Annotated in this window: 17 protein-coding genes; 8 read left to right on the top strand and 9 right to left on the bottom strand. The window is 68.8% G+C overall.

Annotation, left to right across the window (positions count from 1 at the left end):
• Window position 1: 1 nt before the first annotated feature.
• The 5 genes from G6N23_RS13075 to G6N23_RS13055 all read right to left on the bottom strand — a co-directional run bounded on the left by G6N23_RS13075 (window position 2) and on the right by G6N23_RS13055 (window position 5,216).
• Window positions 2-901, bottom strand: a complete 900-nt coding sequence (locus G6N23_RS13075; protein WP_085259653.1) for a MerR family transcriptional regulator — start codon at window positions 899-901, stop codon at window positions 2-4.
• Window positions 898-2,367, bottom strand: coding sequence for a flavin-containing monooxygenase (locus G6N23_RS13070; protein WP_085259654.1), 1,470 nt, complete (start codon window positions 2,365-2,367; stop codon window positions 898-900). Before G6N23_RS13070 ends, G6N23_RS13075 begins: the two co-directional genes overlap by 4 nt.
• 1 nt (window position 2,368) lies before the next feature.
• Window positions 2,369-3,289 (bottom strand): reductase, encoded by a 921-nt coding sequence (locus tag G6N23_RS13065; RefSeq protein WP_085259655.1) that lies wholly within the window; start codon window positions 3,287-3,289, stop codon window positions 2,369-2,371.
• 11 nt (window positions 3,290-3,300) lie between these two features.
• The gene (locus G6N23_RS13060) at window positions 3,301-4,158 is read right to left on the bottom strand and encodes an SDR family NAD(P)-dependent oxidoreductase (RefSeq protein WP_085259656.1); all 858 of its coding nucleotides are present in this window, start codon (window positions 4,156-4,158) and stop codon (window positions 3,301-3,303) included.
• Between the two features lie 116 nt (window positions 4,159-4,274).
• Complete coding sequence (locus G6N23_RS13055; RefSeq protein ID WP_234808500.1) at window positions 4,275-5,216, bottom strand: hypothetical protein; 942 nt, start codon at window positions 5,214-5,216, stop codon at window positions 4,275-4,277.
• Window positions 5,217-5,388: 172 nt separating this feature from the next.
• Between G6N23_RS13055 and G6N23_RS13050 the strand changes: the two genes are divergently transcribed.
• The 3 genes from G6N23_RS13050 to mbtN are packed head-to-tail and all read left to right on the top strand — an operon-like array spanning window position 5,389 to window position 8,389.
• A complete protein-coding gene (locus tag G6N23_RS13050; RefSeq protein ID WP_085259658.1) occupies window positions 5,389-5,649 on the top strand; it encodes a mycobactin biosynthesis acyl carrier protein MbtL in 261 nt (86 codons plus the stop codon).
• On the top strand, window positions 5,646-7,223 hold the full coding sequence (gene mbtM / locus G6N23_RS13045; protein WP_085259659.1) for a long-chain-fatty acid--ACP ligase MbtM: 1,578 nt from the start codon (window positions 5,646-5,648) through the stop codon (window positions 7,221-7,223). Before G6N23_RS13050 ends, mbtM begins: the two co-directional genes overlap by 4 nt.
• Window positions 7,220-8,389 (top strand): mycobactin biosynthesis acyl-ACP dehydrogenase MbtN, encoded by a 1,170-nt coding sequence (mbtN, locus tag G6N23_RS13040; protein WP_085259660.1) that lies wholly within the window; start codon window positions 7,220-7,222, stop codon window positions 8,387-8,389. The genes mbtM and mbtN overlap by 4 nt, the downstream gene beginning before the upstream one ends.
• Here the strand turns inward: mbtN and G6N23_RS13035 are convergent.
• On the bottom strand, window positions 8,350-8,976 hold the full coding sequence (locus G6N23_RS13035) for a GNAT family N-acetyltransferase (RefSeq protein ID WP_085259661.1): 627 nt from the start codon (window positions 8,974-8,976) through the stop codon (window positions 8,350-8,352). The two genes, mbtN and G6N23_RS13035, sit on opposite strands and share 40 nt — an antisense overlap.
• Before the next feature lie 128 nt (window positions 8,977-9,104).
• On the opposite strand from G6N23_RS13035, the gene G6N23_RS13030 reads away from it, so the two are divergent.
• The 3 genes from G6N23_RS13030 to G6N23_RS13020 all read left to right on the top strand — a co-directional run bounded on the left by G6N23_RS13030 (window position 9,105) and on the right by G6N23_RS13020 (window position 14,111).
• Window positions 9,105-11,696, top strand: a complete 2,592-nt coding sequence (locus G6N23_RS13030; protein ID WP_085259662.1) for an ABC transporter ATP-binding protein/permease — start codon at window positions 9,105-9,107, stop codon at window positions 11,694-11,696.
• Entirely contained in the window at window positions 11,693-13,432 is a 1,740-nt protein-coding gene (locus tag G6N23_RS13025; protein WP_085259700.1) for an ABC transporter ATP-binding protein, read from the top strand. Before G6N23_RS13030 ends, G6N23_RS13025 begins: the two co-directional genes overlap by 4 nt.
• Window positions 13,433-13,502: 70 nt before the next feature.
• A complete protein-coding gene (locus G6N23_RS13020; protein ID WP_085259663.1) occupies window positions 13,503-14,111 on the top strand; it encodes a DUF3060 domain-containing protein in 609 nt (202 codons plus the stop codon).
• On the opposite strand, the gene G6N23_RS13015 is transcribed toward G6N23_RS13020, so the two are convergent.
• Window positions 14,108-15,673 carry a (2,3-dihydroxybenzoyl)adenylate synthase gene (locus G6N23_RS13015; RefSeq protein WP_085259664.1) on the bottom strand — a complete coding sequence of 522 codons (1,566 nt, stop codon included), beginning with the start codon at window positions 15,671-15,673 and terminating at the stop codon, window positions 14,108-14,110. The genes G6N23_RS13020 and G6N23_RS13015 overlap by 4 nt on opposite strands.
• 90 nt (window positions 15,674-15,763) lie before the next feature.
• Here G6N23_RS13015 and G6N23_RS13010 point away from each other — a divergent pair, with 90 nt between their 5' ends.
• Window positions 15,764-19,207, top strand: a complete 3,444-nt coding sequence (locus tag G6N23_RS13010; RefSeq protein ID WP_085259665.1) for a non-ribosomal peptide synthetase — start codon at window positions 15,764-15,766, stop codon at window positions 19,205-19,207.
• A 57-nt stretch (window positions 19,208-19,264) separates the two neighbouring features.
• Here the strand turns inward: G6N23_RS13010 and G6N23_RS13005 are convergent, their stop codons facing one another.
• A complete protein-coding gene (locus tag G6N23_RS13005; protein WP_095173801.1) occupies window positions 19,265-20,044 on the bottom strand; it encodes an RsiV family protein in 780 nt (259 codons plus the stop codon).
• A gap of 251 nt (window positions 20,045-20,295) precedes the next feature.
• On the opposite strand from G6N23_RS13005, the gene G6N23_RS13000 reads away from it, so the two are divergent.
• Window positions 20,296-20,985 (top strand): cutinase family protein, encoded by a 690-nt coding sequence (locus G6N23_RS13000; protein ID WP_085259667.1) that lies wholly within the window; start codon window positions 20,296-20,298, stop codon window positions 20,983-20,985.
• 7 nt (window positions 20,986-20,992) lie between these two features.
• Here G6N23_RS13000 and G6N23_RS12995 read toward each other — a convergent pair whose 3' ends face one another.
• The gene (locus tag G6N23_RS12995; protein WP_085259668.1) at window positions 20,993-21,364 is read right to left on the bottom strand and encodes a nuclear transport factor 2 family protein; all 372 of its coding nucleotides are present in this window, start codon (window positions 21,362-21,364) and stop codon (window positions 20,993-20,995) included.
• Window positions 21,365-21,504: the final 140 nt, after the last annotated feature.

Below are 21,504 nucleotides of genomic sequence, written 5' to 3'. Positions count from 1 at the left end.
CTCAGTGCAGCAGGGACTCGGCGAGCAGGCCGGTCACCATCGACTCGATGGTGGACTCGATCGACGACGCGAGGGTGGCGGTGACGGAGGCCACGGCCTGGGTGCGGAACCGCACCAGCATGCCGATCAGCTCGGCGATCTCGGTATCGGCCGGAAGCGGAGCCCCAGGCTGGATCCTGGTCAGGACGTGTTCGGCACCGGCCCGCACCAGCATCTGGCTGATCGCGTCGATGTGGGGCAGTGACTGCTCGTAGAGGTCGATGAGCTTGTCGACGGCGATGCCGTAGCCGCGGATCTCGTTGAACGCCTCGATCAGTTTGGGCCGGGTGATGGTGGCCCGGGAGCCGTCGGCCCCGTCGACGCGGATCACCCCGAGCGCCATCAGCCGCCGCAACGCCTCCGGATCGCCGATCCGCCGCTCGGCCTCGGCCCGTGACACGGTCTCGGGGCGTTCGCTGGTCCAGCTGCCGGCGATCGCGCTCTCCAGGCCCAGGATGTCGCCGAGGTCCTTGCCCTGCTCCCACGCGCCGATCATCTCTTTGACGTGCGCGATGGTGTAACCGCGGTCGAGCATCGAGGTGATCAGCCGCAGCCGGGTCAGGTGCGTGTCGTTGTACAACGCGATCCGCCCGACCCGCCGCGGCGGCGGCAACAGGTCCCGATCGCGGTACACCCGGACGTTGCGGGTAGTGGTGCCGGCCAGGCGGGCCAGGTCGTCGATCCGGTACTCCCGCGATGCGGTGTTGCCGCCGGGGTGGCGCACCACGATCTCGAAAAGCTGGGTCACCGCGGCCTCGATCACCTCGCGAGACTCGCGACGCACCCGGCGAGGCACCCGTCGCAGGTTCGCCAGCACACCGGCGATGGAGTCGGGCCTGGCTGGACGATCCGGTGCGGTCATGCCACCGCGTGGTAGTCGGCGAGGCGGAAACTGCGCATCTGCCGAAGATACTGGGTCGCGAATCCCGGGTACATCGACGCGTTGAAACCGTCCTCGGTCAGATACCAGCTGCGACAGCCCGACATCCAGGTCGTCTTGCCCAGTCGCCGCTGAATCTGCTCGTTGTGGCGACGTTGCACGTCATCACGCACGTCCAGGTAGCGCAGGTCGCCGCGGCGGATCGCGCCCACGGCGCGCACCACGTAGTCGATCTGTCCTTCGACGTACACCAGCAGCGAGTTGTGACCCGGCCCGGAGTTGGGGCCGGTCATGAAGAACAGGTTCGGGTAGCCGTGTGCCTGAATGCTTTTGAAGGCCTGACCGCCGCCGCTCCAGTCCGCGGCCAGCGACCTGCCGCCCAGTCCGGTGACCGGAAACGGCGGACCGGTCAGGTGCACGTCGTAGCCGGTCGCGAACACGATGGCGTCCAGTCGGTGTTCCACACCGTCGCTGGTGCGGATGCCGGCCGGGCTGATCGTGGCGATCGGCCAGGCGATCAGCTTGCAGTTGTCGCGCTGAAGCGCGGGGTAGTAGTCGCTGGAGACCAGCATGCGCTTGCAACCTGGAGTGAAATCCGGGGTGAGCTGACGGCGCAGCCACGGATCCTTGACCGCGGTACGCAGGTGGGCCTTGCCCAGTTGGGCCACCAGGCCGCTGAGCGGGGTGTTCCACACCAAGGCGGTGGCGCTGGCCTCGTGCCCCCAGAACAGCGCCTGGCGGGCAAGCTGCTGGGCGGCGGGCACTTTGGCGAACAGCTCCTGGACGACCGGAGGCATGGCCACGTCCAGGCGGGGGATCACCCAGCCCGGCGTGCGCTGAAAGACCTTGACGAATCCGGCCTGCTCGACCAGTTCCGGGATGATCTGCACCGCGCTGGCGCCGGTGCCGACGACAGCGACCTTCTTGCCGGTGAAGTCGTAGTCGTGATCCCAGCGCGCACTGTGAATCTTGTGGCCGGTAAATGTCTCCAGCCCGCGGATGGCCGGGAAGCTGGAGTCGGGCAACGGGCCCGAGGCCAGCACCACGGTGCGGGCCCGAAACTTCGTCCGCCCTGCCGACACCGTCCACACACCGGTGTCCTCGTCGAAGGCAAGCCCGGTGACCTCGGTGCCGAACCGGATGTGGCGGCGCAGGTCGAACCGGTCGACCATGTCCTCGATGTGCGCATAGATCTCGTCGGCCGACGGATAGGCCCGCGACCAGCCCGGGTTGGCGACGAACGAGAACGAGTAGAGCAGCGACGGGATGTCGCATGCCGCACCGGGATAGCGGGTGTCGCGCCAGGTGCCGCCGACCCGGTCACTGCGCTCCAGGATGAGGATTTCGTCCGCGCCGGCATGGCCCGCCTCGGCGAGTTTGATCGCCGCGCCGATCCCGCTGAAGCCGGCGCCCACGATCAGGGTCTGGTAGACGTGTGTGCGCGCCACGTCAGGCCGCCGGTTCGTGGGTCAGCTCTTTGAACCAGGTCGGGATGGGCTTGAGCAACCGCTTGGGGTAGAAGCCGGAGATCCACACCGCGGGGTTGGCCAGCAGGTGATAGGGGCTGTTCGGGTTGGCCATCCAGCCCGAGTAGTGCTTGACGATCTGATAGGCCGGCACCCGCCGGGTGTGCTCGCCGCGCTCACCGAACTGCGTGAAGCGCATCAGGGCGGCGTAGAGGCGCTGGGGATCCAGACCCATGCCGATCACCTCGTTGCGAACCCGGTTGAGCAGTGGGATCGAGATCAGCGCGCCGATGATCAGCGACGGGGAGGCGACGGTGCCGACGAACTCGATCGCCAATCTGCGGGCGTCGGCGTGGCCGATCATCTCCAACACCTCGAAATCAACGGCGATGTGCCGGGATTCGTCGTTGTTGATCTTCTCGAACACCTGGTGGCAGACCGGGTCGTCGACCTCGTCGAGCAGAAACTTGAGCAGAGCACCGTCGAGTGCGACTTCCAGCATCGGGATCACCGTGCCCAGTACCGACAGCGGCAAGTCGTCGGAGTAGTCGTCGAGCCATTGCATGGCCAACCGGATGTTGACGTTGGGTTCGGGCATTTCGCCGTCTTCGAGCATGCCCCAGCGCTTCATCAGCGCCAGTTCGGCGTTGGCGTGGCGCTGCTCCTCGGCGTGGAAATACCGGTAGATCTCGGCCAGTGTCGCGGTGGGCGCCTTGCGTGCCATGGCCGCGAAGCCGCGCGCGCCGATGTTCTCGATCCAGCACAGGTCGGCCATGAACTTCTTGAGTTTGGGCGCCATCTCGGGCCGGATCAACTCGGCTCCCGGTGCCTCCCAGTCGATGTCGGCCAGCGCCCACTGCCGGTCCTTGATCTTGGCGAGCATGGCGTCCATGTCGAGAGCCATCTGTTTCTCCTTCAGTCGGCCTTTCCCGGCAGTGCTGCACTGGCACGGAATGCCAGCCCGATTGTTCGGGTGAATGTCTCCGGTGCGAAACGTTTGATGTTCCAACCGATCTTGGCGTCCAGCTGCGGCATGCAATACAAGCTGCCGCGGTCGTGGGCGTCCAGGCAGTCGCGGGCAACGCGTTGCGCGGAGAGCCCGGTCCAGCGCATCAACCGGTTCGCCGCCTCGCTGGACTGTGCGGTGATCCGGCCCGATTCGACGATGTTGGTCTTGACGAACGTCGGGCACAGCACGGTGACACCGATTCCGGTACCGGACAATTCGGCGGCCAAGGTCTCCGATAGCGACAGCACGCCGGCTTTGCTGACGTTGTAGGCCGCCATATCCGGGGCGGCGCCGAACGACGCGGCGGAGGCGACATTGATGATGCCGCGGGGTTGATCACCGGCGGCAGCACGCAAGACGGGGGTGAATACGTGGCAGCCGTGGATCGGGCCCCACAGGTTGATGCCCAGGGTCCACGTCCAGTCATCGAGCGCCATGTCGCCGATCGGCTGCCCGCCGGCACCGACGCCGGCGTTGTTGATCACCAGGGTCGGCGGGTGGCCGAACCAGGCCTGTGCGGCGTCGGCCAGCGCGGTGACGGCGTCGATCTGCGACACGTCGCACTGCACGGCGGTGGCGCGCCCGCCTGCGGCGGTGATGGTGTCGACGGTGCGCTGGGCGGCGTCGACATCGATGTCGCTGCAGACCACAGCACTGCCGCGGCGGGCGAGTTCGACGGCGAATGCGGCGCCGATACCGCTGCCTGCCCCGGTCACCACCGCGGAGGCGTCATGGCTGCGTTTCGGCGAGCGCCCGAAGATCATGTGACTGAGTCAACAACCAATGGCGCCATTAGTCAATGGCAATGTTTTGAGCCGGGTTCGGGCAGTTGCTGCCCGAACCCGGCTCTCGTCCTGCGCGAAGGCGCGCAGGGGTGGTGCTAGCCGAGCAGGCCGGTCAGCCAGTCCATGTCGAACAGGCTGACGTCGGCGAGCGCCGGGTCGACCGGGACGTCGACATCGTCGACCGGCAGGTTCTGGGTCAATGCCGCGGCGATCATCTCCGGCAGGATCCGGCCGAAGTAGTCGATCGGGCCGTCCTCGGTGAGGAAGCCGACCAGCGGTGCGTGGACGGTTTCGGAACCGTCCTGCGGGTCCCATGGGACGTAGCCGTTGAGGAAGGCGTCCAACACGTCCTGCGGGGTGTGGTCACCGGTGTCGGTGAATTGGTCGCTCAGCGCGTACATGGCGCTGATCGAGGGGCTCATGAGCGCCTCGCTCATGGCCTTCCAGGTGCTGAAGTCGGAGAATACGTCCTGGACGTTGGCCCAGTCACGCATCATGCTGCTGCCCAGGCCGAAGATCCCGGCGACCTCTTCGGTCTCGCCCCGCGGGACGTAGTTGAAGAGCGGCTGGAAGATGTTCTGCATGTTGAACAGCATGTCCTTGTTGATGAGGTTGAACGCCTCGGTGGCGTTACCGTCCTTCAGGTAGTCGCTGATCAGGGGAAGAATCGTTTCGAGGCCCTGGGCGCCCCCGAGGCCCGACCAAATGCCCTCGACGCCGGCCATCGACTTCTCGATGCTGGTGCTGGCGATGTCGCTGTAGTGGCCGAATACCTGGCCGAGGGCGTTACCGACCGGGTCGGGGTTGGCGGAGATCAAGTCCATCAGGTTTGCCCAGTTCTCCGAGGTCGTGGCGGTGAGCTGCACCTCGGTCTGGTGTGCGTCCAGGGAGAGCACCGGCGCGATCGGGTTGACGGCGATCACACCGGCCCCGGCCAGGGCGATCCCGGCGGCCACTACGAGGTTGGCGCGGGTAGTCGAAGGGACGGCGGATGCGGAACCGCGATCGAGGGATCCGTCCGCATAGGCGAGCTTCATTGCTTCTCCTTATCGTGACCTCATCTGGTATGAGGTTCCTGTGTATGTAGAGCGCGGGCCTACCTTAGACAGGTTTATTGCGAGGAGGCAAGCCTTACCTAACCGTGTGTCGACCATCACAAACTAGGGTAAGGCTAACCTTACTTTCGGGTGTCGTGTAGCGTCCCTCGACATGAGTTCTTCGCCCTCCGATACCGTCAGCGCCGCGCTGCGGGAGATCCTGCGCGACGACCTGAATGTCGACCTCACTCGGGTGACTCCCCAGGCGCGACTGGTTGACGACGTGGGTCTGGACTCGGTCGCGTTCGCCATCGGCATGGTCGCCATCGAGGATCGGCTCGGCGTGGCGCTGTCCGAGGAAGACCTGCTGAGCTGCGACACCGTCGGCGACCTCGAGGCCGCCATTCGGGCGAAAGTCCCCGCCGACGCGTGAGCGTGTTGGCTGGCGCCCTGACCCGGGCGATGACCGCATCGGACAACGATCTGGTGATCCTCGACCAGGCCACCGGAGTCTGGAATCGGCACCCCTGGGCGCAGGTGCACTCCAGGGCGCAGAGCGTTGCGGCGAGGATCCTCGACACCGACCGACCCGGAGCGGTCGGCCTGGTCGGGGAGCCGACCGTGGAGTTGGTCGCCGCGATTCAGGGCGCGTGGCTCGCCGGGCGTCCGGTGTCGATCCTGCCCGGGCCGGTCCGTGGCGCCGACCCACAGCAGTGGGCTCACGCCACGCTGAACCGCTTCGACGGTATCGGCGCCGGCACGGTGTTCAGTCACGGTGCCTCGCTGCAGCTGCTCGCTGATGCCGACACCGGCGTGGCGGTGCATGATGTCACCGCCGTCGCCACCGATCGCTCGGCCGCCTTCACCCCGGTGGCGGCCGCGCCGAATACGCCGGCGGTACTGCAGGGAACGGCCGGATCGACCGGAACGCCGCGCACCGCGCAGCTGTCCCCGGCCGCGGTGCTGAGCAATGTCCAAGGGCTGCTGGCCCACGTCGCTATCGACGTGTCCGCCGACGTCGGCTGTTCGTGGCTGCCGCTGTACCACGACATGGGGCTGACATTCCTGCTCAGCGGCGCACTGTCGGGGTCGCCGGTGTGGCTGGCACCCACCGCGGCATTCGCGGCCTCGCCGTTTCGCTGGCTGACGTGGCTGCATGAGAGCGCCGCGACCCTGACCGCCGCACCGAACTTCGCCTACAGCGTGCTGGGCAAATACGCCCGCCGGATCCCCGACGTCGACCTGGGCCGGGTCCGGGTGGCGATCAACGGCGGCGAACCCGTCGACTGCGCAGCACTGCAGCGCTTCGCCACCGAGCTGGCCAAGTTCGGTTTCGACCCGGCTGCGGTCACCCCGTCCTACGGGCTGGCGGAGGCCACCTGCGCGGTGACCGCGCCACGTCCGGGCACCGGCCTGTTGTATGACGAAATCGCCGGTGCCGGAAACGATTCCGCGGTTCATCAGCATGCGATCCTGGGAGTGCCGATTCCGGGCATGCAGGTCCGGATCGCGCCGACACCCGGTCACGACGCCGACCAGCCCGGTCGCGACGTCGGTGAGATCGAGATTCGCGGCACCTCGATGATGTCGGGTTACATCGGCGAACCCGCCCACGATCCGGACACCTGGTTCGCCACCGGCGACCTCGGATATCTGACCGATGACGGGCTGGTGGTCTGCGGTCGCGCCAAGGAGATCATCTCGGTGGCCGGCCGCAACGTGTTCCCCACCGAGATCGAACGCGTCGCCGGCGAGATCCGCGGCGTCCGGGAAGGGGCGGTGGTCGCCGTCGGCACCGACGACGTTCGCCCGGCCCTGGTCGTCGTCGCCGAATTCCGGGGGCCCGACGAGGCTGGCGCCCGCAGCGACCTGATCGCCCGGGTCGCATCGCAATGCGGGGTGGTGCCCGCCAAGGTGGTGTTCTTGGCGCCCGGCTCCCTGCCCCGGACGTCGTCGGGCAAGCTGCGGCGAGTCCAGGTCAAACAGGACATGGAGGCGTTGAGGTGACTTCGGACTCCGGGGGGATCGACGCCTACCGGGCACTGCTCGACGAAGCCTTCAACGACCAGGTCTCCGACTGGACCGCCGAAGCAGAAGCGACCGAACGCTTCCCGCGAGCCTTGATCGAACACCTGGGCCGCGCCGGGGTGTTCGCGGGCAAATGGAACAAGGGTCAGCATCCCGACGTCGCCAAACTGGTGGCGCTGGCGTCGAAGTTGGGACAGCTGCGCTCGGCCGGAATCGGGGTCGGGGTGAGTCTGCACGATTCGGCGATCGCGATCCTGCGCCGCTTCGGGCGATCCGAATACCTGCAGGGCATCTGCGAGCAGGCCATCACCGGTGAGGCGGTGCTGTGCATCGGGGCCTCCGAGGAGTCGGGCGGTTCGGACCTACAGATCGTGGAGACCGAAGTGCGTTCCGCGCGCGACGGATTCGAGGTCCGCGGCCGAAAGAAGTTCGTCTCGCTGTCGCCGATCGCCGACCACATCATCGTGGTCGCCCGCGGCGTCGACCATGACGCGAACAGCCGGCACGGCAACGTTCTGGTCATCGTGGTGCCGACCGCGCAGGTACAGGTGTGTGAGCCCTACCGAAAGGTGGGCGCCGGGCCGCTGGACACCGCCGCGGTCGAGATCGACACCTGGGTGCCGGCCGACGCCCTGATCGCACGCCCCGGCACCGGCCTGGCCGCGATCTCCTGGGGGTTGGCACACGAACGCATGTCGATCGCCGGGCAGGTCGCGTCGTCGTGCCAACTGGTGCTGGGGCTCACCCACGCCCGAATGATGCGCCGACGGCAGTTCGGCGCCACCTTGTTCGAGCATCAGGCGCTGCGGCTGCGGGTCGCCGACCTGCAGGCTCGAGTCGATCTACTGCGCCACGCGCTGAACGGCATCGCCGCCGAGGGGCGCCTGGATCTGCGCGCCGCCGCGGCGATCAAGGTCAGCGCCGCCCGGCTGGGCGAAGAGGTGTTCTCCGAATGCATGCACATCTTCGGCGGCTCGGGATACCTGGTCGACGAGACACCTATCGGGCGCTGGTGGCGCGACATGAAGCTGGCCCGGGTGGGCGGCGGCACCGACGAGGTGCTCTGGGAGCTGGTGGCGGCCGGGATGCGGCCGGACTACGAGGGCTACGAGCGGCTGTTCGCCAGTGGATCGTCGTCGGGGTAGCGCAACACCGCATAGAGCGCCATCCGGCGATAACCCATGTCGTGTTCACCCAGGAAGGTGCCGCCCACATACTCGGCCAGCCGACGCATCGCCGTGTTGCGGTACTCGGGTTCGAACATCATCCGCCGGCACTGCGGTTCGAGATCGAACACGCTTTTCATAACGCGTGGCAGCAGGATCGCCGCGAATCCTCGATTGACCGCGGCGACGTCGGCGACGGCCCCGTGCATACCGAGATCATGCGGGTCGGCGGCGTAGTACTTGGCGATGGAATCCTTTGCGGCTCGGTACAACTCGATATAACCGTTGTCCTGTCCGTGCCGGCTGACGATGAGCGGCCGTGTGTAGCTGCCGGCGACCTGGGCGCTCAGATAGGCGTGCCAGCGCTCGGGTGGCCAGGCGGACTCCCAGGTCTGGGCCAGGTGCGGCCGGTTCATCCACTCGGAGACCATCTCCGCATCGGCGTCCGGGTCGGCAACCCGGATCGCATAGGGCTCGGCCAGCACTGGGATCGGTGGTGCCGGGACGCGGCGGACTTCGTCGGAAATATCCTTCAGCTCGCGGTGCAGGATTGCGGCGTCAGTCATAACGAGCAGTGAGCCTACCCCGAGGCCCTACCCGGTTAAGTGAGGGTAGGGTAACCTAGGTCGGGCTTGGCGGTGCGAGCGCCGGGTCTCACCCCGCGGGGCGGGCAACCGTTGGCGAAAGGACCTTGATGGCGCGCGGTTTTCAGGGCGCGATACTGCGGGGCTTCGGCGCCCGGGACCACATTGCAACGGTGCTCGAGACCAGCTGGATCGCTCCGCACTGCATCAGAGTCTGGATGCATTCACCGACCCTGTTCACCGACGCAACCGTCGAACCCAGCGCATGGCTGAGGTTCTGGTTCCCGGACCCGGACGGCTCGCGAACCGAGTTCCAGCGGGCCTACACCATCGCCGAGGGGGATGCCGAAACCGGCCGCTTCGCGGTGGACATGGTGTTGCACGAACCGGACGGGCCCGCGAGCCGGTGGGCGCGCACCGTCGAACCCGGCGCGCGCATCGCGGCGGTGTCGATGATGGGCTCGTCCCGCTTTGAAGCGCCGGATCCCGACGCGCCGCCTGCGGGCTACCTGTTGATGGGAGACTCGGCGTCGATACCGGGGATCAACGGGATCATCGGAACCGTCCCGCCCGACGTGCCGATCGAGCTGTACCTCGAGCAGCACGACGACGACGACCTGCTGATCCCACTGCGGGAGCATCCCCGCCTGCAGGTGCACTGGGTGCCCCGCCGCGACGCGAACTCCTTGGCCGCCGCCATCGAAACGCGGGACTGGTCGGACTGGTATGCCTGGGCGACACCGGAAGCCGCGACCCTGAAGGCCGTGCGGGCCCGGCTACGCGACGAGTTCGGCTTCCCCAAATCCGAGATCCACGCGCAGGCCTACTGGAACGCCGGACGGGCCATGGGCACCCAGCGCGCCCCGGAAGCCGACGAGCCCGCATCGTTGACTCTGCCGCCACCAGACGAAAGTGCGAGTACGGAGCCTGGTGAGCGCAGAGTCAACGCCAAGGGGGAGTGGCGCGCCCAGGCCGCAGGCCGGCTGCTGGCCCCGCTGAAAGCGCCGCTCCTGGTCTCCGGCGTTCTGCAGGCCGTGATCACGCTGCTGCAGCTGGCCCCGTTCGTCCTGTTGGTGGAGTTGGCCCGCCTGCTGGTTTCCGGTGCCGACGGGTCGCGGCTGTGGACGGTGGGCATCGCGGCGGTCTCCCTGCTCGGCCTGGGCACACTGCTGGGCGCGGGACTGACACTGTGGCTGCACGTGGTCGACGCGCGCTTCGCCAGCGGGCTGCGCAGCCGGCTGCTGAGCAAGCTGTCCCGGCTGCCGCTGGGCTGGTTCACCGCCCGCGGCTCCGGATCGATCAAGCAACTCGTCGCCGACGACACCCTGTCACTGCACTACCTGATCACGCATGCCATCGGCGACGCCGTCGCCGCAGTGGTCGCACCGGTCGCGGTGCTGGTCTACCTGTTCGTGGTGGATTGGCGGGTGGCGCTGGTGTTGTTCGTGCCGGTGCTGATCTACCTGGTGTTGATGTCGGTGATGATGACCCAGTCCGGGCCCAAGATCAGCCAGGCGCAACGCTGGGCGGAACGGATGAACGGCGAAGCCGGCACCTACCTGGAGGGCCAGCCGGTGATCCGGGTGTTCGGCGGGGCCGCCGCCTCGACCTTCCGCCGGAAGTTGGACGACTACATCGATTTCCTGGTGGCCTGGCAGCGGCCCTTCATCGGCAAGAAGACGCTGATGGACCTGGTCACCCGCCCGTCGACATTCCTGTGGCTGATCGTGCTGACCGGCACCCCGCTGATCGTGACGGGTCGGATGGACCCGGTGAACCTGCTGCCGTTCCTGTTGCTGGGCACCACTTTCGGCGCCCGGCTGTTGGGTATCGGGTTGGGGGTCGGCGGTATCCGCGGCGGCATGCTGGCGGCCCGACGGCTGCAGATCGCTCTGGACGAACCCGAACTCGTGGTGCGCGAGCCGCAATCGGCGCCGGTGCAGGACCGGCCCGGGACGGTGCGTTTCGAGTCCGTCGGCTTCGGCTACCGCCCGGGTGTGCCGGTGATCTCCGATGTGTCGCTGACACTGCGGCCGGGCACGGTGACCGCGCTGGTCGGCCCGTCGGGCTCCGGCAAATCCACCCTGGCCGCTTTGCTGGCCCGCTTCCACGACGTGGAGCACGGCTCGATAACCGTTGACGGGCAGGATATTCGCTCGTTGTCCGCCGACGAGCTCTACCGTCGGGTCGGTTTCGTGCTGCAGGAGACCCAGCTGGTGCACGGCACCGTTCGGGACAACATCGCACTTGCCGTCCCGGACGCGACCGACGAACAGGTACACGACGCCGCGCGCGAAGCGCAGATCCACGAGCGCATCCTGCGACTGCCGGAGGGTTACGACACCGTGCTGGGCGCGGCCGCCGCGCTCTCCGGCGGCGAGCGCCAACGGCTGACCATCGCGCGCGCCATCCTCGCCGACACCGCCGTGCTCATCCTGGACGAGGCCACCGCCTTCGCCGACCCCGAATCGGAATACCTGGTGCAGCAGGCGCTGAACCGCCTGACCAGGGATCGGACCGTGCTCGTCATCGCCCACCGCCTGCACACCATCACCGGCGCCGATCAGATCGTGGTACTCGATCATGGCGCGATCGCCGAACAGGGCACCCACGACGAGTTGCTCGCCGCGGGGGGCCGCTACCTGCAGTTGTGGGAGACCGGGCGCCGGGCGGTCGCTGCCGGAGCGGAGGCGGCACGGTGATCCGCACCCTGGTCCGGCTGATCCCGGTCGACCGCCGCGGCCGGCTGCTGGGCTACATCGGGCTGACATGGGCGTCGGTGGCGGTGCGGGCGGCGGGCACCGTGCTGCTGGTCCCGCTGGTGGCCGCGCTGTTCTCGGAGAACCCGCACCGGTCGCTGACCTGGCTGGGATGGCTGACCGTGGCGACCGTGGCCGGTTGGTTGATCGACTTCGCATGTGCGCGCATCGGATTCGATCTCGGATTCGCCGTCCTCGACCACACCCAACACGACGTCGCCGACCGGCTACCGGAAATCAGGCTGGACTGGTTCACGCCCGACAACACCGCCACCGCGCGGCAGGCGATCGCCACCACCGGCCCCGAACTGGTCAGCCTGGTCGTCAACCTGCTGACCCCGCTGATCAGCGCCATCCTGCTGCCACCGGCGATCGCGGTGGCGCTGCTCGGGGTGTCGTGGCAACTGGGCCTGGCCGCCCTGGGTGGGGTGCCGCTGCTGCTGGGGGCGTTGTGGGCGGCCAACCGGCTCAGCGCCCGCGCCGACACCGCCGCCGGGGAGGCCAACACCGCGTTGACCGAGCGCATCATCGAATTCGCCCGCACCCAGCAGGCACTGCGCGCGGCACGACGGGTCGAGCCCGAACGCAGCACCGTCGGTGCGGCCCTGGCTACCCAGCACGGTGCGGCAATGCGGCTGCTGCTCATGCAGATTCCCGGTCAGCTGTTGTTCAGCCTGGCCAGCCAGGGCGCGCTGATCCTGCTCGCCGGCGCCACCACCGCGCTGACCATGACCGGCACCTTGAGCGTTCCCGAAGCCATCGCGCTGATCGTGGTGACCGCCCGCTACCTGGAACCCTTCACCACCATCAGCGAGCTGGGGCCGGCGCTGGAATCGACGCGGGCCAGCCTCCAGCGGATCCGGGCCGTGCTCACCGCCCCGACGCTGACGGTGGGAGACGGCGCACTGCCCGACGGCGCCGCGGCGCCCCGCATCGAGTTCGACAACGTCACCTTCGGCTACAACCCGGCCGGCGGGCCGGTGCTCGACCGGGTCAGTTTCACCTTGGAACCGGGCACCACGACCGCCATCGTCGGGCCGTCCGGTTCGGGCAAGAGCACCATCCTGGCCCTGATCGCCGGCCTGCACGAACCGACCGGCGGCCGGGTTCTGCTCGACGGTGTCGACACCTCCGGGCTACCGGCAGCGACGCGGCGCGCGGCGAGCAGCATGGTGTTCCAGCATCCCTATCTCCTGGACGGCACGATCCGGGAGAACATCTTGGTCGGCGCCCCGGGCGCGGACGAGGCGGACGTTACTCGGGCCGGCGAGCTCGCACGGGTGGACGAGCTGACCGGGCGGTTGCCCGACGGCGCCGATTCGGCGGTCGGGGAGGCCGGTGCGGCGCTGTCCGGCGGTGAGCGCCAACGGGTCAGCATCGCGCGCGCTCTGCTCAAGCCGGCACCGGTACTGCTGGTCGATGAGGCGACCAGCGCCCTGGACACCGAGAACGAGGCGGCGATCGTCGACGCGCTGACCGCCGAACTGCGGCCCCGCACCCGGGTGATCGTCGCGCACCGGCTGGCCAGCATCTCTCAAGCCGACCGGGTGCTCTTCCTCGACAACGGTCGAGTCGTCGAGGATGGCACCCTTGAGGAATTGCGCTCCGCCGGCGGTCGTTTCGACGAATTCTGGCGGCAGCAGCGTGATGCCGCCGGGTGGCAGATCCACGCCGGATAGCGGCCGCAGGCGCGGCGGAGCCGGTCGCAGCGGGTCCCGCCGTCGAGTCAGTTGTGCGATCATCACAAGCGTGAACGCCGACGACGACCCCGAGGCCCGGATTCGGGATTTGGAGCGCCCGCTGTCGGACTTCGCCAGGGCCGCGGAATTGACCGTGCCCTCGGTCGGCACCGAGGGGCAGGCGCCGCCGCCGCGCGGCAACGGACGGGGAATCACGGTCGGGATCAGTGCGCTGGCGGCGGTTTTCGCGATCGCTGCGGCCGCGGCGGTGTTCCTGATCGCCGGCGGCCCGACGAGCACCACGCCGGGGCACCCGGCTTTGCCCAGCGGGGCCGCGCCGGAGCCGTCCACCGCGCCGGTCGACACCCCGGAGGCGCCCGTCTCACCGTCGCCGGCCGTCCCGGTGCCCGGTAGCGCCGTCACCATCACCATCTCCGGGGCCGGGGAGAACAAGACACTGGCCTGCGCCGGTCGCGATGTCACCGTGAGCGGGGTCAGCAACACAGTGGTGCTCACCGGCGAGTGCACCGGTTTGACGGTGTCGGGAATCGGCAACGCGATCACCGTCGATTCGACGCCCACGATCACGGCGTCCGGTTTCAACAACCGGGTGACCTACCGCTTCGGGGATCCGCAGGTGAGTACCTCCGGGCTCGACAACGTCGTCGAACGAGGTTAAGTCGCCGAACTCGGCTCGGTAGCGTTGCCCACCTGCCGCACGATCGCCTTCTTGTCGATCTTGCCGACTGCGGTGGTGGGCAGCGTGGGTAGCGCGACAAGCTGATCGACCCGGACATGGGTGGCTACCCCGCACTCGTCGAGATGGCGGTTCAGCTCTGCCAGCGTCAGCGGCGTCCCGTTGAAAACAATCGCAGCGCAAACTTTTTCACCCAGGTATTCATCGGGCAGGCCGACGGCGGCGGCCGACCGGATCGCCGGGTGGCGCAGCAGTTGCGTCTCCAGCTCGTCGGCCGCGATGTTCTCGCCGCCGCGGACGATGGCATCTTTGATCCGGCCGGTCACCTCCAGATAGCCGTTCGTCAGGCGGCGGACCCGGTCCCCGCTGCGGTAGAAGCCGTCCGGGCTGAAGGATCGGGCGTTGACCTCTTCGGCATTGAAGTAGCCGTTGATCGTGTAGGGCCCGCGCACCAGCAGTTCACCCTCTTGGGCTTCGGCGCCGTCCTCGTCGACCACCCGCACCTCATCGTCGGTGCACAGCGGCTTGCCCTGGGTGTTGTCGAGCAGCTCCGCGGCGTCACCGGGGCGGGTGTAGCACAGCAACCCCTCGGCCATGCCGAACACCTGTTGCAGACCCGGGGTCAGCTCCTTGCGGATCAGGGCAGCGTCCCCGGGCGCCAGCTTGGCGCCACCCACCTGCAGCAGTCGCAGCGTCGTCGGCTTCTGCGGTTCCCAGTCGCAGGCCTGCGCCCACAGGGTGGCCAGCGCCGGTACCAGCGCGGTGACCGTCACCCGGTGCCGGGCGATGGTGGCGAACGCCGCCTCGGGGCTCGGATCGGTGCCGAACACGGTGGTCGCACCCACCGACATCGCTCCCAGCAGACCGGGGCAGGCCAACGGAAAGTTGTGGGCGGCCGGCAAAGCCACCAGGTAGACGTCATCGGCGCTCAATCCGCACAGCCGCGCGCTGGCGGTGGCGTTGTAGAGGTAGTCGTCGTGGGTGCGGGGGATCAGCTTGGGCAGTCCGGTGGTGCCGCCGGAGACCAGCAGCAGTGCCGGGGTGGCCGGATCGGGGCTGAATCGCGGTGCCGCCGGGGCGTCGGCCGTGTCGCCGATGATGACCCGCCGCAGACCCAATTCGGCGGCCATCGCCGGGTAGTCGAAACCCGCAGTGGCGTCAGGGATCACGATCCCGACCGCATCGCTCACCGCGGCCAGGTGACCGATCTCGGCGGACCGGTGCCCGGGCAGGCACAGCACCGGGACGGCGCCCACCCGCAACAGGCCGAACAGCGTGACTGCGAACGTGCAGTCGTTGGGCAACTGCAGCAGCACCCGATCGCCGGCGCCGACACCCAGCCGGTGCAGGGCCGCCGCCGCCCGATCGGCGGCGGCGTCCAACTGCGCGTAGGTCAGCGTCGCGCCCGCATCGATGACCGCGGTGCGGTCCGGCCAGCGTTGGGCAGCGTCGTCGAGCAGCGATGCCAGCGGGCGGCCCCGCCAGTACCCGGCCGCGCGGTAGGCGGCCGCCCGCTCGGCCGGAAACGATACGAACCCGTGCATGTGACTCCCTGGCTTGCCGACGGTGGACCGTAGATAGAGTAGCTTCGACGAAATTAGGGCAGGCTTACTAACGAAGGGCGGGGTGGCGCGATGGGGCCCGACGAGGTTCGCGCACAGGTCGCGGAGTTGCTCGGCACCCACGCCGCTGCGGTCGATCCCGACGCTGACCTGGTCGCCCAGGGCCTGGACTCGATCCGGATGATGAGCCTGGCCGGCCAATGGCGGCGCCGGGGCCTGGACGTCGACTTCGCCGCGCTGGCCGCCGAACCCACCGTCGCCGCCTGGACGGCACTGGTCTCGGGCGGGTCGTCGGCGGCGCTGCCGAGCGCGGCTCCGGACTCCGATGACGAATCCGCGCCGTTCCCGCTGGCGCCCATGCAGCACGCGATGTGGGTGGGCCGCGACGACGACGTGACTCTCGGCGGGGTGGCCGGACACCTGTACGTGGAATTCCAATCCAGTCCGGGGGGCCCCGGGCTCGACCCGGCGCGGTTGGCCGCCGCCGCCGACGCGCTGGCGGCCCGACACCCGATGCTGCGGGTCGAGTTTCTGCCCGACGGCACCCAGCAGATCCGGCCCGATGCCGGCCTGCCGGTCGCGGTGGCCGATCTGCGCGGGCTGAAACCCGCCGAGGTGCAGCAGCGGCTGGCCGCGACCCGCGAGACGAAATCGCACCAACAACTCGACGGGGCGGTCTTCGAGCTCACCGTGTCACTGCTGCCGGACGGCACCGCACGCCTGCACGTCGACCTGGACATGCAGGCCGCGGACGCCATGAGCTACCGCACCCTGATGGCCGACCTGGCCACCGCCTATCAGGGGACGGCGCTGGCGGAGCTGGGCTACACCTATCGGCAGTACCGCCACGTCATCGCCGGACGAGTCCCCGACGAGAGCCACCGGCAGTGGTGGACTCAGCGCATCCCCGACCTGCCCGACCCGCCCAAGCTGCCGCAACCGGCCGGCCTGCCGGCCGACCCGCGCCGCAGCACCCGGCGCTGGCACTGGCTGGACCCGGACACCCGCGACGCGCTGTTCGGGCAGGCCCGCGCCCACGGTGTCACCCCGGCGATGACACTGGCCGCCTCCTTCTGCCACACCCTTGCCTGCTGGTCGGGCGGGCCGCGCTTCCTGCTGAATGTGCCGCTGTTCGGCCGGGAGCCGCTGCACGACGACGTCGATCGGCTGGTCGGAGACTTCACCTCGTCGTTGCTGCTGGATGTGGATCTGAGTGGGGCGTTGTCGGGCACCGCCCGCGCCCACGCCGTGCAGGACGCCATGCGCACCGCGGCCGCGCACGCCGACTACCCGGGTCTGGCGGTGCTGCGCGATCTGGGCCGGCACCGCGGCACCCAGGTGCTGGCGCCGGTGGTGTTCACCAGTGCGCTCGGGCTCGGCGAGCTGTTCGCCCCGGAGGTCACCCAGGTTTTCGGCACCCCGGTGTGGATCATCTCGCAAGGCCCGCAGGTGCTGCTGGACGCCCAGGTCACCGAGTTCGACGGCGGCGTGCTGGTGAACTGGGATGTGCGCGAAGAGCTGTTCGCCCCCGGCGTCATCGACGCGATGTTCGCCCACCACATCGCTGACCTGACCCGGCTGGCCGGCGGTGCGGGCTGGGCAGAGCCGGCCCCGGCCGCACTGCCCGCCGCGCAAGCGCAGGTGCGCGCTGCGGTCAATGCCGGCACCGCCGAGCCGAGCGGGGAAACCTTGCAGGACGGGTTCTTTCGGCGTGCCACCCGGGATCCCGGCGCGGTCGCAGTGCTCCACGACGGTGGCGAACTGAGCTATGGGGAGCTACGCGACCAGGCGCTGGCGGTGGCCGCTGCGTTGCGTGACCGCGGTGTGCGGTCCGGTGACACCGTGGCGCTGCTGGGGCCCAAGGGTGTCGAGCAGATCCCGGCACTGCTGGGCATCCTGGCCGCCGGCGCGGTGTACCTGCCGATCGCCGCCGACCAGCCCCGCGAGCGGCTGGACCGCATCCTGGATCTGGGTGGCGCATCGGTGGCGCTGGTGACCGGGGAATCGGTTCCGGCGCTGCCCATTCCGGCGCTGAGCGTCCGAGCGGCCGTCACGCAGCCCGGGGCCGCGGACCCGGTGGCCACCGATCCCTCGGCGTTGGCCTATGTGGTGTTCACCTCCGGGTCCACCGGCGAACCCAAGGGTGTCGAGCTCACCCACGATGCGGCGATGAACACCGTCGAAACCCTCAGCGCACGTTTCGGCTTCGGCCCCGATGATCGCAGTCTTGCGCTGCTGACCCTGGATGCGGACATGTCGGTGCTCGACGTCTTCGCCATGCTGCGCGCCGGGGGAGCGATCGTGATGGTCGACGAGACCGACCGCCGCAGCCCCGAGGTGTGGGCACGGCTGGTGCGGCAGCACCGGGTCAGCGTGCTCAACCTGATGCCCGGCGCGCTGGAGATGCTGGTGGCACTCGGCGGTGAATTACCTTCGGTGCGTGCGGTGTTGACCGGCGGTGACTGGGTGCGTCCCGAGCTGGCGCGGAGATTCCAGACGGCCGCGCCCGGCGTCCGGTTCGCCGGCCTGGGCGGGGCCACCGAAACCGCCATCCACGCCACCGTCTGCGAGGTCGACGGCGAACCGCCGGCCGACTGGGCTTCGGTGCCCTACGGCACCCCGCTGCCCAACATCGCCTGCCGCGTCGTCGGCGCTGACGGGACCGACCGCCCGGACTGGGTGGCCGGCGAGCTGTGGGTCGCCGGGCGCGGCATCGCGTCGGGGTACCGGGGACGGCCCGACCTGACCGTTGAGAGATTCGTCGAGCATGACGGTCGGACCTGGTATCGCACCGGTGATCTGGCCCGCTACCGGCCGGGCGGCATCCTGGAATTCGTCGGCCGCGCCGATCACCGGGTCAAGATCAGCGGGTACCGCATCGAGCTCGGTGAGGTCGAAGCCGCGCTGCGCCGGCTGCCCGGGGTAGCCGAGGCGGTGGTGGTGGGGCTGGCCGACGGCGCCGGTCGCGAGGTGCTGGCGGCCGCGGTGCGGGCCGACGATCCCGGGGTCAGTGTTGCCGGCCTGCGCGCCGGGCTGGCCGAGGCGCTGCCCGAGCACATGATTCCGCGGCAGCTGGTGCTGGTTCCGGCGATCTCCTACACCGTCTCCGGCAAGATCGACCGGCGGGCGGTGACGGCTGAGTTGGCCGCGGTGTTCGCCGCCGGCGACGGCTACCGCGAGCCGGCCACCCCGCTGCAGCGGGCACTGGCCGCGATCGTCGCCGAGGTACTCGGTACCGCCCGGGTCGGCGCTGATGACGACTTCTTCGCCCTCGGCGGAGATTCGGTGCTGGCCACTACCGCGGTGGCACGCATCCGCACCTGGCTGGACGCGCCCGGCACCGTGGTCGCCGATATCTTCGCCGCCCGCACCGTGGTGGCATTGGCCGACCGGCTTAACGCCCGCGAGTCTGATCCCGGTCGGTTGGATGCGGTAGCCGAGGTGTATCTGGAAGTCGCCCAGCTGGATTCGGCGGAGATAGCCGAGGGGTTGGACGCGATCGCCCGGCGGGCGTAAACGCAGACTTCAGCTCGTGGTGAAGCTGCCGCGCAGCGAAGCCAGAGTTGGGAAACGTCACGCAATCATCGGGTCGATCGCCGACCGGGGAACCAGTACCTGGAGCGCCCCGGCTGAGTCGGGCAACAACACGCCCTGGTCGAAGAAGAAGATCACCCCGTCGTTGACCACCGCGAAATTCTGATAGTTGGCAGGGTCGTACAGCGCGGTTGGCGCGATCGGCAACGGCGTTGGTGGCGTGGCCGTCGGCGTGGCCGCAGCCGTTTGCGCGGACGTGGAAGGGGCGACCGGCGGCGGCGCCAGCTGCTGCTGCAGTTCGGCCTGGACGATGGGCGCAACGGTCTTCAGCGGATCGTCCACCTGCCATAACGGCGTACGTTCCTTGTCGTCCGGTGCGGCCGCATAGGTGATGGCCTTGCGATAGGTCTGGTCCCAGTTGAACGCCTTGAACGTTGTCCGGGGATGCGCGCCGCCGTCGTTTTGGTACACCGTGAACACCACGGATTGCGTGCCGCGTGGGGGAATCGACGAGGTGTATTTCGTGGGCTTGATGCTCAACTCAGGGCGTGTGGTGCGGGGGGCGCCGGACTTGGCCGCGTTGAGGAACTCGTCGCGCGTCTGCGAGATGTACTCGGCGACCGACTTCTGGTCGGGGTGGTCCGTTGGAAAGCTGATATCGACGCTGTACGCGGGGTCTAAGAGCTGGATCTCACAGGTACTGCCGGTATTGCCTCCCTTGAGGTCCGCGCAGTAATCCCTCGGCGCCGCGACTGCCACGCCGGAAGAACCGAAGACGGCGGCAACTGTGACGAGCATGGCGACACTGCAAGAGCGCACGGGCAATCCCCTCCGAGCAAACGCGGCACCCCGCCGCAGACGACAGATTACCCAGTACGGGAGGCGTTGCCGCCGGCAAGATCGACCGCCGGGCGGCGACGGCCGGGCTGGTCGCCCGTCTGCTGGCCACCACAGGCCGGCCGTGGCGTCGGGTGGGCAGCACCTCGCCCGGCGGAAAGTGTCTGAAAAGCCCAGCTAGATGTCGCGATCAGGGGTGGTGGATCGCGGTCGCGGTGTGCCAACATCGATGAATGAAAGCGCGCCGATCGGTCGTAGTACTCGGTGTTCCTGTCCTGACGGCCTTGGCGATGCTGCCCAGCGCCCCGGTCGTCGTCCCCTCCGCGTTCGCCAGTCCCTGTCCCGACGTCGAGGTGACCTTCGCCCGCGGCACCGCCGAGCCGCCCGGTGTGGGCGCCGTCGGACAGCAGTTCGTCGATGCTTTGCGCTCGCAGGCCGGCGGGAAGTCGGTCGGGGTATATGCGGTCAACTACCCAGCCACCGAAGACTGGCCGCCCTCGGCGTCGGCCGGGGCCGGCGATGCGAACGCACACGTCCAATCCATGGTTGCGAACTGCCCCGACACCAAGCTGGTGCTCGGCGGCTACTCCCAAGGCGCGATGGTCACCGACCTGATCACCATCGCGCGGGCCTCGGTGGCGGGCTTCAACGCGGCCACGTTGTCGGAGGACCAGGCTGCACACGTGGCTGCGGTCGCTGTCTTCGGGAATCCGACCGACAGGTACCTGGGCGGACCGATCAGCGAGATCAGCCCCTGGTACGGCGCCAAAGCCATTGATCTGTGCGCCGACGGCGACCCGATCTGCACCCCGGGCGCCCTGGCACTGCCTACGCACGAGGAGATGTTCTCCGCACCGCACCTGTCCTACGCGCAGTCGCCGATGCCCGGTCAGGCCGCGGCCTTCGTGGCGAGCCGGCTCTGAGCCGGCTTCAGCCGACCACGTCCGAAGCCCAGTATTCGCGCAGACTGGCGATCTGCTCGCCGTCGAACTCCAGGATGGCTACTTCGCGCATCCGCTTGCGCCGGCCCTGCACCCGGTCGTCGAAAGTCGCCTCCCACTCGGCGATCACCGTGGTGCCGTCGGTGGCGGTATAGAGGTTGAGCAACCGGGCGTCGATATTGGCTTGTCCCTCAACCACCTTGGTCTGCCAGTAGTCGCGGATTCCGGCCCGGGTGCGAATCGGCTCTTCGAGGACCCGCTCGTGATAGGTCGCGTCCTCGGTGAAGATCGTGACGATGAGTTCGGGGTCCTGCCGCATCCAGGCCCGCAGGTAGGTGTCGATCGTGGTGCGGACGTCCATCAGGGGAGTGTGACGCAGGGTGCAGCCTTGCCTTCGCCGAACGTGCAATCAGTGCGAGGAATGGGCCAAGGAATCGCGCTCAGTGCACGTTCGGCGCGGTTCCAGGCCGCCAACTGGCGAACGACCGCCCGGATTTCCGG

Origin of the sequence: Mycolicibacter terrae (assembly GCF_010727125.1) — a bacterium.
GTDB lineage: Bacteria > Actinomycetota > Actinomycetes > Mycobacteriales > Mycobacteriaceae > Mycobacterium > Mycobacterium terrae.
Note: the sequence above shows the minus strand (reverse complement) of the source record. Positions and strands in the feature narration are given on the sequence as shown.